Source organism: Campylobacter massiliensis (genome assembly GCF_014253065.1).
GTDB classification, from domain to species: Bacteria; Campylobacterota; Campylobacteria; order Campylobacterales; family Campylobacteraceae; genus Campylobacter_A; species Campylobacter_A massiliensis.
This window is the reverse complement of the sequence record NZ_JACLZK010000001.1, coordinates 1,306,248-1,324,156: the sequence shown is the minus strand read 5'-3', so window position 1 is coordinate 1,324,156 and position 17,909 is coordinate 1,306,248. Positions and strand designations below refer to the sequence as shown.

Annotated in this window: 13 protein-coding genes; 11 read left to right on the top strand and 2 right to left on the bottom strand. The window is 44.8% G+C overall.

Going from position 1 to position 17,909, the window contains the following annotated elements; translation table 11 throughout:
• The first annotated feature begins 337 nt into the window (after positions 1-337).
• A complete protein-coding gene (locus H7R39_RS06325) occupies positions 338-1,285 on the top strand; it encodes an SEL1-like repeat protein (protein ID WP_185898426.1) in 948 nt (315 codons plus the stop codon).
• A 287-nt stretch (positions 1,286-1,572) separates the two neighbouring features.
• Here H7R39_RS06325 and H7R39_RS06320 read toward each other — a convergent pair whose 3' ends face one another.
• Complete coding sequence (locus H7R39_RS06320) at positions 1,573-4,881, bottom strand: S8 family serine peptidase (protein ID WP_185898425.1); 3,309 nt, start codon at positions 4,879-4,881, stop codon at positions 1,573-1,575.
• A gap of 193 nt (positions 4,882-5,074) precedes the next feature.
• Here H7R39_RS06320 and dcd point away from each other — a divergent pair, with 193 nt between their 5' ends.
• From dcd to H7R39_RS06275, 9 genes are all read left to right on the top strand, one after another.
• Positions 5,075-5,635, top strand: a complete 561-nt coding sequence (dcd, locus tag H7R39_RS06315) for a dCTP deaminase (protein ID WP_185898424.1) — start codon at positions 5,075-5,077, stop codon at positions 5,633-5,635.
• Between the two features lie 223 nt (positions 5,636-5,858).
• The gene (gene pseB / locus H7R39_RS06310; RefSeq protein WP_185898423.1) at positions 5,859-6,857 is read left to right on the top strand and encodes a UDP-N-acetylglucosamine 4,6-dehydratase (inverting); all 999 of its coding nucleotides are present in this window, start codon (positions 5,859-5,861) and stop codon (positions 6,855-6,857) included.
• Positions 6,858-7,039: 182 nt separating this feature from the next.
• Positions 7,040-8,170: a UDP-4-amino-4,6-dideoxy-N-acetyl-beta-L-altrosamine transaminase gene (gene pseC / locus H7R39_RS06305; RefSeq protein WP_185898422.1), complete on the top strand. Its 1,131-nt coding sequence runs from the start codon at positions 7,040-7,042 to the stop codon at positions 8,168-8,170.
• 13 nt (positions 8,171-8,183) lie between these two features.
• Positions 8,184-8,879 carry a pseudaminic acid cytidylyltransferase gene (pseF, locus tag H7R39_RS06300; RefSeq protein WP_185898421.1) on the top strand — a complete coding sequence of 232 codons (696 nt, stop codon included), beginning with the start codon at positions 8,184-8,186 and terminating at the stop codon, positions 8,877-8,879.
• Between the two features lie 6 nt (positions 8,880-8,885).
• Entirely contained in the window at positions 8,886-9,110 is a 225-nt protein-coding gene (locus H7R39_RS06295; RefSeq protein WP_122870887.1) for a hypothetical protein, read from the top strand.
• A complete protein-coding gene (pseG, locus tag H7R39_RS06290; RefSeq protein ID WP_185898420.1) occupies positions 9,100-9,960 on the top strand; it encodes a UDP-2,4-diacetamido-2,4,6-trideoxy-beta-L-altropyranose hydrolase in 861 nt (286 codons plus the stop codon). Before H7R39_RS06295 ends, pseG begins: the two co-directional genes overlap by 11 nt.
• Positions 9,945-10,421, top strand: coding sequence for a UDP-4-amino-4,6-dideoxy-N-acetyl-beta-L-altrosamine N-acetyltransferase (gene pseH, locus H7R39_RS06285; RefSeq protein ID WP_185898419.1), 477 nt, complete (start codon positions 9,945-9,947; stop codon positions 10,419-10,421). The genes pseG and pseH overlap by 16 nt, the downstream gene beginning before the upstream one ends.
• A gap of 8 nt (positions 10,422-10,429) precedes the next feature.
• Positions 10,430-11,497 carry a pseudaminic acid synthase gene (gene pseI / locus H7R39_RS06280; RefSeq protein WP_185898418.1) on the top strand — a complete coding sequence of 356 codons (1,068 nt, stop codon included), beginning with the start codon at positions 10,430-10,432 and terminating at the stop codon, positions 11,495-11,497.
• Entirely contained in the window at positions 11,470-13,521 is a 2,052-nt protein-coding gene (locus H7R39_RS06275; RefSeq protein WP_185898417.1) for a motility associated factor glycosyltransferase family protein, read from the top strand. The genes pseI and H7R39_RS06275 overlap by 28 nt, the downstream gene beginning before the upstream one ends.
• A gap of 448 nt (positions 13,522-13,969) precedes the next feature.
• Here H7R39_RS06275 and H7R39_RS06270 read toward each other — a convergent pair whose 3' ends face one another.
• On the bottom strand, positions 13,970-15,466 hold the full coding sequence (locus H7R39_RS06270; RefSeq protein ID WP_185898416.1) for a flagellin B: 1,497 nt from the start codon (positions 15,464-15,466) through the stop codon (positions 13,970-13,972).
• A 159-nt stretch (positions 15,467-15,625) separates the two neighbouring features.
• Here H7R39_RS06270 and topA point away from each other — a divergent pair, with 159 nt between their 5' ends.
• Positions 15,626-17,734 carry a type I DNA topoisomerase gene (gene topA, locus H7R39_RS06265; protein WP_185898415.1) on the top strand — a complete coding sequence of 703 codons (2,109 nt, stop codon included), beginning with the start codon at positions 15,626-15,628 and terminating at the stop codon, positions 17,732-17,734.
• Positions 17,735-17,909: the final 175 nt, after the last annotated feature.

Sequence of the window (17,909 nt, the reverse complement as noted above, 5' to 3'; positions counted from 1 at the left end):
AATGAAATTGTACCCCCGTAAAGCTTATTATTTATTAAATTTTCTTGATAAATCATATTTAAAGTATAAGAAAAAGATTTTGGTATTATTTACATCCGCATAAAATAATAAACAGGGTTTTTAAATTTATTCGGCAAAATTTAATGCCGATATAAGCGCCGGCAGGTTTCGATGAAAATCGCGTTCTTGTAGGCAAAACATAGCAAAGTAGCATTTAGATATGATACCGTCGCGGTTAAAATCCGCTTAGTTTATCTCGAGCCAAAATAATTAATAACAATCTAAGCCCAAAAAAGACAAAATACAATTTAAATATTTTATATATAAAGGAGTAGAGATGAAAAGAGTTTTTGTTTTACTCGTCATTTTGTTTTCTGTTGGATTTTCCAAAGATCTTACTGAATTGGGAAACGAAGCTTACTATAAAGGTGACTACCAAAAAGCTGCTGAGCTATATCAAAAAGCTTGTGATAGTGGAGAGGCTGGGGGTTGCTCTAACTTAGGGTTTTTATACGAATACGGTCAAGGTGTAAAACAAAATTACCAAAAAGCTGCTGAGCTATATCAAAAAGTTTGTGATAGTGGAGAGGCTGGGGGTTGCTTTAACTTAGGAATTTTATACGAAGACGGTCAAGGTGTAAAACAAAATTACCAAAAAGCTGCTGAGCTATATCAAAAAGTTTGTGATAGTGGAGAGGCTGGGGGTTGCTTTAACTTAGGGGTTTTATACCAAAAAGGTCAAGGTGTAAAACAAAATTACCAAAAAGCTGCTGAACTATATCAAAAAGTTTGTGAAGGGGGAGAGCTTAGGGGTTGCTTTAACTTAGGGGTTTTATACCAAAAAGGTCAAGGTGTAAAACAAGATTACCAAAAAGCTGCTGAACTATATCAAAAAGTTTGTGAAGGGGGAGAGCTTAGGGGTTGCTTTAACTTAGGGGTTTTATACCAAAAAGGTCAAGGTGTAAAACAAGATTACCAAAAAGCTGCTGAACTATATCAAAAAGTTTGTGAAGGGGGAGAGCTTAGGGGTTGCTTTAACTTAGGGGTTTTATACAAAAACGGTCAAGGTGTAAAACAAAATTACCAAAAAGCTGCTGAGCTATATCAAAAAGCTTGTGATGGGGGAAATGTTGGGGGCTGCTTAGGCTTAGGCTTAGTATACGAAAACGGTCAAGGTGTAAGGCAAAATTTTTCCACTGCAAAACAATATTATGGCAAGGCTTGTGATTTAGGACTTCAGTTAGGATGTGATAATTACAGAAAGCTAAACGAAAAAGGCTACTAGCGTTAGATCCGCGGTCGGTTTCTTGCTGATTAACGGGACGCTAATCACGACTTCTCTTGCTTTGCCAAACCGCATTTGTAGTTTTTTAAGACGCAGTTACTAGAATAACAGGAGATCTTGTAAGCAACGGCGCAAGTCGTATCTATCCGCTTAATTTTCTAAGCCGCATTTTCGAGACAAATTTCTATCTCCAAAATGCGGCAAATTTACAAAGTCAAATTTAAACCCGTAGCGAGCTAAGTAAATTTAGCTCACTCTAGGCAAATTTAAGCTTTTAATCCGAAAGATTAAAACGCCCAACTAAATTTGGCGTTTACGCCGTTTGATTTTACGTTGCTGCCGTATGCTCCAACATAGCTAAGGCCGACTCTAAAATTTCTGGTAAATGCAGCCTCGATACCAAGCTCGGTAGTGGCTAGATCTTTTAGCTTTTCGCCCTCTAGTTTAGTTGCGCCAAGGCCGGTTACATTCATATGAGCGCTCGGAGTTTTATCGCCTAGGAAGCGGTTGTAGGCTACATCGGCTTTTGCGACTAGGCCTACGCCGTCCATAGTAAATGCGATACTAGGTTTTACGCCCACGCTTGCGACTTGCAAATCTCTATCCTCGTTTCTGATCTGCACCAAAGAATTTGCTACATCGTCGTTTTTAAAGCGGATATAGGTTAGTCCCGCATAAGGCTCTAGGCTAAAGCCGTTTTCATAGCTTAGCCCCGTATAGGCGATCTGGGCAAATGCGCTGATAGCGGACGCGTCAGCGTCTTTATACTCATAGGCCAAAGGAGCGTATGAGTTAACGACTCTTTTTTCTTGATCAAATTTCGAGTAGATAGCGCCTAGGCTGATTTTGATAGGATCAAGTCCTATATCGCCGTAGATACCCGCATGCGCGTCTTTACTTTTTACCGCCTTGCTATCGCCTAGCTTGTGGTTTGTTTTGCCAAGCCCTACGAATACGCCTGCTTTTGAGCTATCGCCTACTAGAAAATCAACGCCTACTAAATTTGTAAATGCGTTCGTGCCCAGTCTGCCGCCGGCGTTATTGTCAGAAGTCACCCTGCTTGCACTGCTAAGTAACCAAAGCTCGACTCCCGTGTCGATATCGGCTCTTTTAGCGCCGTTTTTGTTTTTAACAGAATTTGCTAACATAAACGAGTCTACGGCGGAGTTGTTTTGCGCTTTAAAGTCTAGATCGTTTGAAAACGCGCCGAAGTATGCCGCCGCTACGCTATGAGCGGCTCCTAGCATAGACGAATAAATAGCGCTGCTAGGATTTGCCTCGACCAATCTCGCAAATGACTTCTCGGCGCTAGTAGAGGCTACCTCCTCCATGCTTTTGCCTTTTTGCAAAGAAAGAGCTAAATTTGAGCCGCTAACAGTTTCTTTAGTGGTTTTAAAGAACGCATAGCTATCCTCGACGTTAGCTAAATTTACGCCCGCGAAGTTTCCGCTCGCATTTATGGTTTTCTTTAGAGTCGGATTTGCCGCCAAATTTGCAAGCTCGGCGTTTGATAGCAGTGCAGCCTTTAATAAAGAGCCCTCTTTAAATGTTAAATTTAGATTATGAGCGCCGTCGTTAACTACAAATGCGCCGCCTGCGTTTATAACGGCGTTAACTTGCGTAGCGTCGCTTGCCTTGGTCGTGCTCACGAAACCGCCCGCGCTTGGAGTTTGGTAAGTAAGAGCATTTAAAACCTCAAACTCGCCGCCGTTATGGACGTTTATGCTTCTTGAAGAAGAGATTGATTGATTTAGGGCTGAAATTTTACCGCCGTATATATTTACCGCTCCGGTAAAGCTATTGTCTCCTACAAGAGTCAAAGCGCCGTCTCCTCTTTTAGTTAGCGAGCCTTCATAGCCCTCGGCCGCCCTTGCGACCCTAGCCTGCTCTCTTGCGGTTTCAAAGGTCATCTCGGCTTTTTCTTCTGCGCTCAAATTTGACTTGGCGTTAAGAGCCGCTTTTCTAGCCGCCCAAGCCGCAGCGTCGCTATCATCCTCGGTTTTTCTAAATTTGATGGCGACGTCTGAGATGTTGTTTGTCCAGATATCGTTTTGATCCATCGTGACGTCGAAGTTTCCTAAGAACTGCCCAGGACCAAACATCGCTTTACCGAGGTCGAGTATACCCCAACCCCAGACATTGCTAGGTACGCCTTCTCCGTCGCTACCCCAACGCTCTAGCATGCCGCCTGCACCGTGACCGGCTCTTAGCGTCCTTTGTCTAGCCGTAGTTAGCATCGTTTCTCTAACCTGTGGCATGCTCATATACGGATAGCGCTGCATTATGACGCCCAAGGCTCCGCTAACGTGAGGAGCGGCCATAGAAGTACCGCCTGATGATTTATATATAGCTTTGCCGTATGTTGCATTGTCGGTAAGCTCGACGTATGCGGAATAAATCTCTTCGGCCGGAGCTGCGATCGTCCACCACTTCGAGTGTCCGGCAAGGTTAAATTCCTGAATATCCGAGGACGCCTTATGTCCTCTTATGTATTCATTAGAATCATTAGGATAGCCATCCGCGCCGGTTTGACCCGTGACGTTGATCCAGTACTCCTCGGCGTCCGGTCTAAAATAAGGCAGAGCCGCACGCGTGAAAGACTCGGCCATTAGGCTCCTATTTCCAGCCGTAAATACCTGGATAACGCCTCTTTTTACCGCTACTTCGTAAGCCGCATCCAAGAAGCTTTTTTCGCCGCTAGTTACGAACTGATAATAAGCCTTTTTGGCCTCGTTCATATCTTTTAAATTTATATGGTCTTTTGCTGCGGTAGTTTGATTGGCTACCGTCACGTCGTAAAATTCCACGTCGTATTCAGGCACAGCCCTCCAGCCATAAGTAGGCTTATATCCCAGCGCGCCCGCAAAGGACGAATTTACGCGCCTATTCGACCCCCAGCTATTGTTTATCACCTTTGCGCCCGCGTCGGCCAAGGCAGTGTAGCCTTTTAAAAAATAGTTGTAGTCTTGGTTTGGTCCATACGTCATGTTGTCGTTGCCGCCGGTATTTGCGGAGTATAGTTGTGCGCCAAACGCCACGCCGTGCATGCCGCTACCGTCTCTGCTAGCCGCCATCGTACCGCCCACGTGGGTGCCGTGGGCATCGTTTACGCCCCTTACCCAACTACCGTCGTCGTTAAAAGCTTCGCCTTTTTTAAACACGCCGTTGTCGTTTTTATTAAAATTTCGCTTACCGTCTTTTACTGGCTGATTTTTATCTATCGGGCCGTTTCCTAGCGCGGCATCAGGGTATCTCATGCCGTTTTTAGCATAGTTACCGATAGTTTTTACTGTATGAATCCTACCGTCTTGAAACTCGGGATGGCTCAAAAGTACGCCAGAGTCCATGACGCCGATCTTCGTTCCGCTACCGTTAAAGCCTAACGCGTAAGCCGTGGAGGCGTTCATAGAGACTAGTCCCCAGTCTTTTTTATACTCCGCACTCTCCCAGCTAGAAGTGTTTCCGGATACGCCGGCCTCGGTGTAAGCATAAGCTCCGCTTGCGGCTAGTAGCAAGCAGGTGAGCGCCGAAAGAGGCAAATTTGAGCCCTTGTTACTGCGTAAATTTTCAAATTTACGCGACGTGTTTGAATGCATTATTTTCCTTTCGTTTAAGAGAATTTAAAATATGTTATTATACTAAGCTTTAATTTAAAAATTAATTATAAAAAATAAGAAAATTTACTAGCAAAATATTCAAATTTGATAAAATTTAGCGTAGAACTTCGCTCAAATTTTACGTAAATTTAAATTATGTTATAATCGCGTAAATTTAAAATAAAGGTAAAAAATGGGGCTAAAATCTGACGCCTGGATACGCAAAATGTCGCACGAAAAGGCGATGATAGTGCCGTTTGCCGAGGAGCAAGTCGGACGCGGCGTGGTGAGCTACGGAGTGTCTAGCTACGGGTATGATATACGAGTCGGAAATGAGTTTAAAATCTTTACGAACATCGGCGGCACCGTCGTGGACCCGAAAAATTTCGACGAGAAAAACGTGGTAGATTTTAAAGGCGACGTGTGCATCGTACCGCCAAATTCATTCGCTCTAGCGCGCACTATCGAGTACTTTAACATGCCCGATAACGTGCTAGCTATCTGCCTAGGCAAAAGCACCTACGCAAGATGTGGCATCATCGTAAACGTCACGCCTTTTGAGCCGGGATTTAAGGGGCACATCACGATCGAGATATCAAATACGACGCCGCTACCGGCTAAAATTTACGCGAACGAAGGCATCGCGCAGGTGCTATTTATCGAGGGGGACGAGCCGTGCGAAGTGACATATGCGGACAAAAAAGGGAAGTATCAGGCGCAGGAGGGTATTACTCTGCCTAGGATTTTGAAGTAAAAGCAAAAATACCGCACCTAAACAAATTTAATGAGCTAAATTTTGAATCAAATTTAAGGCACAGTTTTTGCTCCGACTGCATAAAATTTAAATAAACGGCGAATCGTTTTAGCTAGGCGAGACAAATTTAAAAATTTGCGAAGGAGCGTATGCAAAATACGCGGCCAAGCGAATTTAAATTTAAGACGTACGGCAAAAAACGAGCCGCGAAAGGCAAAAATAAATGTTTAACGGAAAATCCATTCTCATCACCGGCGGCACCGGGTCATTCGGCAAAAAATACACCGAAATTTTACTCTCCAAATTTAAACCCAAAAGGCTAGTCATCTACTCTCGCGACGAGCTAAAACAATACGAGATGGCGCAGGTTTTTAAAGACCCGGCGATGCGATTTTTCATCGGCGACGTGCGCGACGAAAAGCGCCTGATGACCGCGATGAACGGCATCGACTACGTCATCCACGCAGCAGCTATGAAGCACGTGCCAATCGCAGAATACAACCCGATGGAGTGCATAAAAACCAACATCAATGGCGCGCAAAACGTCATCGACGCGGCGCTAGAGTGCGGCGTGAGCAAGGTCATCGCACTCTCAACCGATAAGGCGTGCAACCCCGTAAATTTATACGGCGCGACCAAGCTTGCCAGCGATAAACTTTTTGTCGCGGCAAACAACATAGCGGGTAGCAAAAAAACACGCTTTAGCGTCGTTCGCTACGGCAACGTCGTGGGATCGCGCGGCTCGGTCGTACCGCTGTTTAAGAAGCTGATCGCAGAAGGCGTAAAAGAGCTACCTATCACGCACGCGGATATGACGCGGTTTTGGATCACGCTTGAACAAGGCGTAAATTTCGTACTTAAAAACTTTGAGCGCATGAAAGGCGGCGAAATTTTCATCCCAAAAATCCCGTCGATGACGATGATAGAGCTTGCTCGCTCCATGGCGCCACGTCTTGGCGTAAAAATAATCGGCATCCGCCCTGGCGAAAAGATGCACGAGGTCATGGTCGGCAAGGACGACGCGCACCTAACGTACGAGTTTGAGGACCACTACGTGATCAGTCCGTCGATCAAATTTACAAGCAAAGACGATGATTTTAGCATAAACGCGCTGGGCGAAAAAGGGCATCTCGTGGAGGAAAATTTCGAGTACAGCTCGGATAAAAATAAAATTTGGCTAGGTAAAGACGGGCTTTTAGAGATGATCGAGGCTAGTAAATAAATTTGACTGAAATGTGAGTTAAGCGTATAAAATTTATAAAAAACGAGGCGAAGTATTTTTTCGTTAGATGAGGCAAATTTAAAATTTGCGAGGGAGCGTATATAAAATACGTGACCGAGAAAATTTTAAATTTAACGACGTATAGCGGAAAAAGACAAGCCGAAAGCGCAAAAAGGATAAAAATGATACCCTACAGCAGACAACAAATCACCGACTCCGACATCGCTGCCGTCGTGAGCGCCCTAAAAGACGATATCCTAACCGGCGGCGACAAGGTCGGCGAATTTGAACAGGCGATCGCAAAATACGTCAACGTAAAGCACGTCGTAGCGATGAACTCGGCGACGAGCGCACTTCACGTCGCATATCTGGCGCTAGGCGTGAGAGAGGGCGACGAGGTCGTAACGACGCCCATCACGTTTGCGGCGACGGCAAATGCGGCGCTAATGGCGGGAGCGGAGGTTAAATTCGCGCCAGTCAAATTTGATGGAAATATCGACGAAAACGCGCTAGCAAGCCTCATCACGCCTAAAACGAAAGTCATAACCGCGGTTGATTTCGGCGGCAATCCCGTAAATTTAGACGCCATCCTAAAACTAGCCAAAGAGCGCGGCATAAAGGTGCTTGACGACGCTTCGCACGCGCTGGGCAGCAGGCTAAGCGGCGTAAAAGTCGGCGCAAAAGCGGACGTTAGCATTTTTAGCTTTCACCCAGTTAAGCCGCTAACGACCTTTGAGGGCGGCGCGCTAGCAACCAACGACGACGAGATCGCGAGACTGACACGTCTTTACCGCTCGCACGGCATAACTAAAAAACGCCTATGGGATAGCGACCAGAGCGTGCTTGGCTACAACTACCGCCTGCCAGACGTCGCCTGCGCGCTAGGGCTAAATCAGCTAAAAAGGCTAGACGAAACCATTGCGGCGCGCGAGAAAATCGCCAAATTTTACGACGAAAAATTTGATAAAAACCCGTATTTTAGCACCGTGAAGTTACCTGGCGACGTCGTTAGCTCGCGCCACCTCTACCCTGTCTTGCTCTTTCGCCAGTTTTGGTGCGCCAAAGAGGACATTTTCGCCGCCCTTCACGCGCGCGGCATCGGCGTGCAGGTACACTATAAGCCGACTTATAAATTTAGCTTTTACCGCGAGCGCTACGGCGATATCTCGGTGCCTAGCGCCGATGATTTTTACGCGGCCGAGCTTAGTATCCCGTGCCATCAGTGCATGAGCCCAGAGGACGCAAATTTCGTCGCAGACGCGCTTTTTGAGGTTTTAAAGGGTTTTGACGCGCCGCAAGGCTGCAGGGTTTAGGGCGGTAAATTTGATGAGATATAACCAAAACTGCGCCCTTTGCGTCATCCCGGCTCGCGGCGGCAGCAAGCGCATACCGCGCAAAAACGTTAAAGATTTTTTAGGCAAGCCGCTGATAGCTTACAGCATCGAGGCGGCGCTAAATTCGGGCGTTTTTGAGCGCGTTATAGTGAGCACCGACGATGCCCTGATAGCAGACGTCGCAGTAAAATTCGGCGCGCAGGTCCCGTTTATGAGAGATGCCTCGCTAAGCGACGACTACGCCACCAGTAGCGATGCCGTAGCGGACGCGGCGAGAAGGCTAGGCGGCGAATACTCGCACGTTTGCTGCCTATACGCGACCGCGCCGCTTATCACGGGAGAAATTTTACGCGAGGCATACGGCAAATTTAAGAAAGCGGAGTGCGAGTTTTTATTTTCCACGACCGAGTTTAGCTTCCCCATCCAGCGTGCGATTAGGCTTAGCAAGGACGGCGCCGCAAGTATGTTTTACCCGCAGTTTGCGCTAACTCGCTCGCAAGATCTAGAGCGAGCTTATCACGACGCAGGCGCGTTTTATTTCGGTAGGCGCGAGGCGTGGCTGGAGAAAAAACCGATCTTTGCGCCGCACTCAAGGGCGTTTTTGCTTCCGCGAAATTTAGTCTGCGATATCGATACGCCTGAGGATTTTGAGTTTGCGCAGAAGCTTTACCGGATAAATTACGACTGAGGACAAATGCAAAAAGATTACCTAAAAGCCAAAATATCGGTAGCAAGAACGCTCATGCAAATCTTTGCGGTTGCGGGGATCTTGCACATTTTCTATCTAGCGGCCAGCTACCGCGGGCTAAATGAGATTCAGATCCTGTTTTTCGCCTCCGCCGGCGCAGTTTACCTCATCGCCGCCGTGTGCTTGACGCTTAGGATTTTAAATTTGGCGGAAAAACTTGATGAATTTTAGCGAAATTTCAAACCTAAAAACCCTCATTCGCGCAGATAGCGGCTCGAAAATCGGACACGGGCACGTTAGGCGCGATCTCATTTTGGCGCAAAATTTTAAAGACGCTAGCTTTGCTTGCATCGACATGCAGGGCAGCCTAGCAGACGAGATACCCTACCCCGTTTTTACGCTAAAAAGCGCCGATATAGGTGAACTAGTAAATTTGATAAAACAGCATAAATTTGAGCTTCTAGTGATCGATCATTACGGCATCAGCGCGGCGGACGAAAAGCTAATCAAAGAACAAACGAACATCAAAATTTTAAGCTTTGACGACAACTACAAAGAGCATTTTTGCGACTACTTGCTAAACGTAAATATCTACGCCCAGCCCCAAAAATACGTAAATCTAGTGCCCGCAAACTGCGAGCTGGTTTTTTCGCCGCTAGTTAGGAGCGAGTTTTACGACGAAGCAAAAATCAAACGCGAGAAAAAATTCGACTATTTCATCGCGCTAGGCGGCACGGACGCGCTAAATTTGACCGCCAAAATCGCCTCAAATTTGCTCGCCAAAAACAAAAAAGTAGCCACTATCACGACGAGCGCGAACGTAAATTTGGCAAATTTGCAAAATTTGGCGGATAGCGAGCCGAATTTTAGCCTTTTTATAAACTCAAACGAGGTTGCGCGACTGATGAACGAAAGCGAAATTTTAGTGATTTCGGCTAGCTCGCTCGTAAACGAAGCGCTGGTTTTGGGCGCGAAATTTAAAGCCGTGCGCGTCGCGGATAATCAAAACGAGATGGCGCAGTGGCTAGCGGCAAACGGGCGCGAGATCTACGAGGTGGACGAAATATGCTTGAACTTATAAATTTCACCGATCTAACGGACGAGCAAATTTTGATGATTTTACGTTGGCGAAACGACGAGCGAGTCGCAAAATACATGAAAAACAAAAGCGTGAGCGAGCAAGAGCACAGAAACTTTATCTCAAATTTAAAAAACGACGAAACAAAAAGATATTTTTTAGTAAAAGAGGATAGCGACTATATCGGCGTGATCGATTTCGTGGATATCGCGGCGGACTCGTGCGAATTTGGCATTTACGCAAATCCCCAGCTAAAAGGCAAAGGCAAAATCCTAATGCAAACAATCGTAGAATACGCCGCCAAAACGCTTAAAGTCGGCGAGCTAAAATCGTGCGCCTACAACGAAAACGAAAAAGCGATCGCGCTATACCGTAAATTCGGCTTTGAAATTTACGGGCGCGACGAGCAAATGAGCTATATGTCGCTATCTTTACGCAAACTTGATATAATGGCTAAAAGTTAGGAAAATTTATGAAAATAGCAAATTTCGACACGGACAAAAAGGTTTTTATCATCGCCGAACTCTCGGCAAATCACTCGGGCAGCCTGCAAACGGCGCTTGACACGATAAAAGCAGCCAAACGCGCGGGAGCCGACGCCATAAAGCTACAAACATACACGCCAGATAGCCTCACGCTAGATTCGCGCGGCGAGGATTTCATGATAAAAGGCGGGCTGTGGGACGGAGCGAATTTATATGAGCTCTACAAGCAAGCTCTGACGCCGCGCGAGTGGCACGAGCGGCTTTTTGCCGCGGCGCGGGACGAAGGGCTCATCTGCTTTTCAAGCCCGTTTTGCAGAGACGACGCGGACTTTTTAGAGAAATTTAACCCGCCCGCTTACAAGATAGCAAGTTTTGAGGTGACGGACTATGATTTTGTGCGGTACGTCGCGCTCAAAGGCAAACCGATCATAATCTCCACGGGCATCGCGACCGAGCAAGAAATCGCCGACGTCGTGCAAATTTGCAAAGATGCGGGAAACGAGCGGATCGCGCTTTTAAAATGTACGTCTAGTTACCCCGCTCCGCTTGACGGGATGAATCTACGCACGATAGCAGATATGAAGCGTAAATTTGGCGTAGAGGTCGGCTTTTCAGACCATACGCTAGGCATCGTGGCGCCCGTAGTCGCCATGAGCCTGGGCGCTCGTATCGTAGAAAAGCACTTTATCTTAGATAAAAGCGTTCGCAGCGTCGATGAGGCCTTTAGCTTGGACGAGCGGGAGTTTAGCCAAATGGTAAAAGCCGTGCGAGACGCCGAAGCGCTGCTTGGTAAAGTAAACTACGAGCTAGACGAAAAAGCCGTGCAAAATCGCCGCTTTTCCCGCTCGCTTTACGCTTGCACGGATATCAAAAAGGGCGAAATTTTTAGTGAAAAAAACGTAAAAAGCGTACGCCCGGGGTACGGCTTACACCCTAAATTTTTACCCGAATTACTAGGCAAAAAAGCAAAAAGAGAGATAAAATTTAGCGAGAGAATAGAAAAAAAGATCTATAAAAAGGAGAGAAAATGGCAAAAGAAGCGGATAAAAAGTTAAATTTAAACCATCAAAGCACAAAAAAAACTAAACAAGATGTAAAAAAACAAGAGATGACAAACACGGAGGGACCGCAAAATCCAGTCTTTAAACGCAACCTTAATGCCCTCTTTCAGCAGGATGAAATTTTAGCCGCACGCCTTTGGGGAATGGAAGAAATGAAGGATTATGACATCTTTATCGGCAAAGACCCCATCGATATAAATATCATAAATAACAAAACCCTAAAATACGTCTATGAAAATCCAGTTAAAGACGTACAAGAAACACTGGACTCCGTCGAAAAAGAGTATAAACGCTATCCAATTATGTATTTTTACGGACTAGGCAACGGGGTACTATATAAAGCGCTCTTAAAAAACGAAACCCATCAAAAAATCGTCGTCGTCGAACCTGAAATAGAAATCATTTACGCAACGCTAAATTTAGTCGATTTATCGCAAGAACTCGCGAGCGAGCGATTAACGCTATTTTTCTCTGAATTTGCCACATATACGCAGTTTTATTATCTGATCTGCAATCACAAATTTGCGTCATACGCCAAAATTTATGACCTCCATATACACTCGCATTTTTACGACGATTTTAGCGAAGATTGCATGAAAATAAATCAAGAATTTACCAAGGCTATATCTCAAATGGTTGCAGGTCACGGCAATAGTATCGACGATAATCTAATAGGCGTTAGACAGCATATAGAAAATTTGCCGACGATGATCACAAACTACTCCTATGTAGATCTTGTAAAAAAACGCTACAAATCAATGGATACGGCAGTAATCGTCTCAACAGGCCCTAGTCTAGATAAGCAACTTGATACGCTCAAAAAATTTGCTCCTTACGTTACCGTTATCAGTCTTGATGCCTCTTACCCAATATTACTAAAGCATAAAATTAAACCAGACTATGTGACTTCTATCGAACGCGTAGAGGCGACGTCTAGCTTTTTTAAACATAAAAACAAAAAATTTGACGAAGATATTTATTTTATAGTCGCTTCATTAACCCACAAACAGACTATAAAAAATATCCTACCGCGCCGTCTAGTTCTCACCATGAGGCCTCAACAAAACGAAACGGCGTTTAAGCTAAGAAAATACGGCTACTTAGGGCTTGGGCATTCTACAGCAAACCAAGCCTATCAGCTGGCTTACGTATTAGGGCATAAAAACATTATTTTGATCGGACAAGACTTAGCCTTTGCCCCAGACGGCAAGTCTCACGCAACAGGACACGCATTTGCTCAAGCAGACGAATACCTCTATATCAAAGCCTATGGCGGAGAGGGCGAAGTGCGAACAACATATATTTGGGATAAATTTAGAAATCAATTTGAAGCCGACATCGAACAATCAAATAAAAAGGACATAACGACATACAACTGCACCGAGGGCGGCGCAAGAATAGAAGGCAGCATAGAAAAGCCATTTTTAGAAACGCTAAAGAAGCTTTGTGAAAACAAAAAACCAAAAAAACTACCACATATCAAACCCGTAAAAGATGATGATGTTAATAAGAATCTAGTAAAAGCATATAAATTTATAGTAAAAAAGCTCAGTATCGAGAGCGAGGCTAAGCGAATAATAGAAACAGTATTCTTAGATATCGTGCCTAAAATAGACGAGATTATAAAGCTAAGAGACGAAAATAAAATAACCAAGGAACTTTTCCCACAATTAGTTGAAATTTCTAACAAGATAGATAAAGCAAAAGAAACTATCTCCAGAGCCAAATTTAAACCTTTCATTGAAAATATCGTGTCCATATCTATTTATCACCAAGAACTAGAACTTGCTAAAATTTCTGTAGCTCCAAGCGATACGGTAATGCAAAAAGTAAATAAATTGATCGAGTGGATAGAAATGCATAAATACTGGCTATTTTCAGCTGCAGGCGGACTAAATGCCGAAATAGAAGTTACAAAAAAAGCATCTAAAAATTTGGTTAGGGAATTAAAAAAACGAAATCTCATAACTAAAAATGAGATAGGGGAAGCTAAAGAAGATTTTAAATTGTCTTTTTAGGCTCTAAAAAGGCAAACCTTTGTAACTAAATTTTTTAGTAGCGACTTTTCTTGGTAAACTACATTTAAGATTTTCTAGACACGGCAACCTGCGTGTCGCACTTGTTTGTTTTATTGTATTTCCAGAGAGGCAAGAAAATCTTATAGCCAAATTTGACCATCTCTTTGTTTAATTACTTGCCTTAAAACGCTTAAAATATTGAGCTAGTTAATTTGTTTTTAAATAAAAATTTTTTGAAATAATAAAACGAATATAGTAAAAGTAGAATAAGTCCTAGATTAATAAACAATCTAGGACTTTTGTTTGCGTATTATAAGCACACTCAACAAAAAACAACTATATGAGATAGATTTATCTCATATAGAAAACTTTCGACTACTGTAGTAATCTCAAGATATATGGTTTAGTAAAGCCTAAAACGACCTTACTTTACTAGAAATGTTTCATACTACTGAAGTAGTCTTAGAACGTTTTGCTGAACAGAGTTAGCTTGGCTCATAGCATAACTTCCTGACTGAGCAAGGATGTTAAACTTAGAGAAGTTTGCCGACTCGGCAGCAAAATCAACGTCTCTGATTTGAGATTCGGCTGATTTTACGTTTACTTGAGTAACCGTGATGTTGTTTACGGTTGCAACAAGCTGATTTTGAACAGAACCTAGGTCTGAGCGGATCTGATCAAGAGTTTTTTGAGCTGACTCAGCGATATCCATAACAGCCATCGCGCCACGTAGAGTCATAACGCCTGCTGATTGGTTAGAGCTTATATTTTTACTCATTCTTTGGAAGCCCATAGCGGTAGCCAAGTTTTTATCTATTTGACCTCTTACATCTCTCAATGATACAGATTGTTGCGCACCGCCTTTATCACTAAATGCCTTAGAAAGTAGTGCACCGCTCATCTTAATATCGCGTCCGTCTAGACGAACCAAATTTAATCTACCAACGAAGCCAGCAGTTAAAGAAGAACCGTTCGCCTTAACACCTTTTCCGCCAAGACCAGCACTAATATCTTTACCTTTGATCTCAATAGCACGACCTTGTCTGCTTGTTAAAACCATTTTACCTTCGGTATTTACTGACGCTTCAACTCCAGTTTGATCTTTCACGGCATTGATAGCGTTTACCAAAGCACCGTTTGAATCATTTGCTTTTACTTCAAGGTCGCCTATCTTAACGCCGTTGATAGTAAGAGATTTAACTAGACCGCCGCTTATTGCTTTAGATGCTACCCAAGTAACATCAAACGTAGCCCTAACGCCGGTCTTATCTGAAACCTTGTTGATATTTTCTGCCAAAGCTCCTAGTCCGTTACCAAGACCAGATGAAACAGTCGCTTGCGCTACTTTAACATCGTTTACTCCGTCAACATTTAAGAACTTAAGATCAACTTTAGCAAATCCAGTTAAAAGTTTTGAGCTCTCAAATCTTGTTAGACCGATCTTATCTGACGTTGTAGCGCCGATAGAAGCCTTAACTGTTTGGTTTGAATAAGCGCCGATTTGGAACTCTTTATTAGAGAACGTTCCGTTTAGTAACTGCTGACCGTTGAAAGACGTCGTATTGCCGATGTTGTCTAGCTCTTCCATTAGACGAACGATGTCTGCTTGAAGCGCTTGACGAGACTGAGTAGTTTGACCATCTTGAGCTGATTGAGTAGCTTTTACCTTGATAGTATCAAGAATTTTTAGCTGCTCATCCATAGCTTTGTCGGCTACTTGGATGATACCGATAGCGTCGTTACCGTTAGCGATAGCTTGACCAAGGGCAGAAGCTTGAGAGCGAAGGCTATCAGCGATAGATAGACCGGAAGCGTCGTCCGCTGCTGTTTGAATTCTCAAACCTGAGCTAAGTTTACCCAAAGAAAGAGAAAGGTTGCGGTTATTACCGACTGCGTTTGCGTGTGTGTTGAGTGCGTTTACGTTAGTGTTAATACGAAAACTCATTGTAAATCCTTTTAAAGTTTAGTTACGACTTCTTGTCGCACGAAAACTATATCGGACGAAATCAAAAAAACTTTAGGGGTAAATGAAAAAATTTTCAAATTTCTTTTTAGGCCAAAATTTTTGCTACAATTACCGCAAAAAAATAAAAAGGCTATATTAATGAAAAGCTTAATCATCGTGGAATCTCCCGCGAAAGCCAAAACGATAAAAAATTTCCTCGGAAGCGACTACGACGTCATCGCATCAAAAGGCCATATCAGGGATCTGCCAAAGACGGCATTTGGCATCAAGATCGAGGGCGAAAAATTTACTCCCGAGTACAAAATAAGCGCCGATCACTCCGCAATAGTAAAAGAGATCAAAGAACTAGCCAAAAGCGCCGATCAAATCTACCTCGCGACCGATGAGGACCGCGAAGGAGAGGCCATCGCCTACCACATCGCCGCAGCTATCGGCAAAAAGCCCGAGAGCCTGCCTCGCATCGTGTTTCACGAGATAACCAAAAGCGCCATTGAAGCCGCTTTAAAAAACCCGCGCACAATAAATATGGATAGCGTAAACGCTCAGCAAGCACGCCGCCTGCTGGACCGAATCGTGGGCTACAAGCTTTCGCCGCTATTAAATTTAAAAATCCAAAAAGGGCTAAGCGCAGGACGCGTACAAAGCGCCGCGCTAAAAATCATCGTAGATAGAGAGCGCGAGATACGCGACTTTAAACCGATCGAATACCACAGTATCGACGCTGTTTTCAAAAAAGACCTTGACGCCGAGCTAGTTAAATTTGAAGCGCAAAAGATAGAAAAGCTAACGATAACAAACGGCGATAGAGCCAAATTTATCGTGGAAAATCTAAAAAGCGATAAATTTAGCGTCCGCGAGATCGAAGCCAAAGAGCGCAAAACCGAGCCCGCGCCGCCTTTTATGACCTCGACGCTACAACAAAGCGCGAGCAACCGCCTAGGCTTTAGCCCGAAAAAAACGATGATGATCGCGCAAAATTTATACGAAGGCGTGCAGACGCATCAGGGCTTCATGGGCGCGATAACGTACATGAGAACGGACAGCCTAAATCTCGCCAAAGAAGCCGTCGCAGCCGCGCGAGAGATGATCGAAAAAGAGTACGGTGAACGCTACCTGCCTGCCAAGGCTAAAATTTACGCAACCAAGAGCAAAGGTGCGCAAGAAGCCCACGAGGCGATCCGCCCGACGAACCTCAGCTTCACGCCCGCTATCGCCGCGCAATATCTCGAAAAAGACGCGCTACGCCTCTACACGCTCATCTACAACCGCTTTTTGGCCTGCCAGATGAGCGCTAGCATTAGCCAAACGCAAAACGTATTCGTCGCGGGCGAAAAGGGCGAGTTTAAGATAAGCGGCCGTAAGGTGCTATTTGACGGCTTTTACCGCGTTTACGGCGATATGGATAAGGATAAAATTTTACCCGATCTAAAAATCGGCGACGAGACGAGTCTGCAAAGCATCAAAAGCTCGCAGCACTTCACTGAGCCGCCGTCTCGCTACTCGGAGGCCGGACTCGTTAAAAAGCTAGAAAGCCTAGGCATCGGGCGCCCTAGCACCTACGCGCCGACCATCTCGCTGCTGACCTCTCGCGACTACGTCAAAGTCGAGAAAAAACAGCTCGTGCCAAACGAGATCGCCTTTACGATGATGGGCGTTTTGGAGGAGCATTTTAGCGACATCGTAGATAGCGAATTTACCTCAAATATGGAAGAAAAGCTCGATCACGTCGCAGAAGACAAAGCCGACTGGCAAAAGCTTTTGAGCGATTTTTATCATCCGTTTATGGATAAAATTTCGGCCGGCAAAACGGGCATAAAAAGCCAAAAGGTCGCCACTCCGATCGGAGAAAAATGCCCCGAGTGCGGCGGCGAACTACTGCTGCGAAAGGGACGCTACGGCGAGTTTATCGCGTGCGGAAACTTCCCGAAATGCAAATACTCGCGCAATATCGCAAAAGCTGAGCAAGGCGCGCAGGAAGGCGAAACTGCGGCAAAACCGAAAAAAGAGCTCAAAAAGATCGACGTACCGTGTCCAAAATGCGGCGGCGATATCGTCGAGCGCATCAGCCGCAGGGGTAAATTTTACGGCTGCGCAAACTATCCAAAATGCGACTTCGTCTCAAACTACGAGCCAGTCGCCAAAAAATGCGACGAATGCGGCGGCGATATGATCAAAAAAGAGCTCAAAAAGGGGACGTTTCACGAGTGCGTGAAGTGTAAGAAAAAGGTACAAATCGCGGAGCAATAGCGGCGGCTTGTCTTTTTGGTTTATACTTCGTTGCTTTAAAATTCGGCTCGGTCATTACCCGCACGGTAACTCCCGTCGCCAAATTTTAAAGCGCCTCGTCTAAACGCAAAAAATACGCCGCCTTATCGATTGCAACTCAGAAATTTTAAATTTAACATAAAAACGACAAGGCGAA

Coding starts and splice junctions, on each gene's coding strand:
- H7R39_RS06325 (WP_185898426.1), top strand. CDS start 338: ATGAAAAGAGTTTTTGTTTTACTCGTCATTTTGTTTTCTGTTGGATTT.
- H7R39_RS06320 (WP_185898425.1), bottom strand. CDS start 4,881: ATGCATTCAAACACGTCGCGTAAATTTGAAAATTTACGCAGTAACAAG.
- dcd (WP_185898424.1), top strand. CDS start 5,075: ATGGGGCTAAAATCTGACGCCTGGATACGCAAAATGTCGCACGAAAAG.
- pseB (WP_185898423.1), top strand. CDS start 5,859: ATGTTTAACGGAAAATCCATTCTCATCACCGGCGGCACCGGGTCATTC.
- pseC (WP_185898422.1), top strand. CDS start 7,040: ATGATACCCTACAGCAGACAACAAATCACCGACTCCGACATCGCTGCC.
- pseF (WP_185898421.1), top strand. CDS start 8,184: ATGAGATATAACCAAAACTGCGCCCTTTGCGTCATCCCGGCTCGCGGC.
- H7R39_RS06295 (WP_122870887.1), top strand. CDS start 8,886: ATGCAAAAAGATTACCTAAAAGCCAAAATATCGGTAGCAAGAACGCTC.
- pseG (WP_185898420.1), top strand. CDS start 9,100: ATGAATTTTAGCGAAATTTCAAACCTAAAAACCCTCATTCGCGCAGAT.
- pseH (WP_185898419.1), top strand. CDS start 9,945: ATGCTTGAACTTATAAATTTCACCGATCTAACGGACGAGCAAATTTTG.
- pseI (WP_185898418.1), top strand. CDS start 10,430: ATGAAAATAGCAAATTTCGACACGGACAAAAAGGTTTTTATCATCGCC.
- H7R39_RS06275 (WP_185898417.1), top strand. CDS start 11,470: ATGGCAAAAGAAGCGGATAAAAAGTTAAATTTAAACCATCAAAGCACA.
- H7R39_RS06270 (WP_185898416.1), bottom strand. CDS start 15,466: ATGAGTTTTCGTATTAACACTAACGTAAACGCACTCAACACACACGCA.
- topA (WP_185898415.1), top strand. CDS start 15,626: ATGAAAAGCTTAATCATCGTGGAATCTCCCGCGAAAGCCAAAACGATA.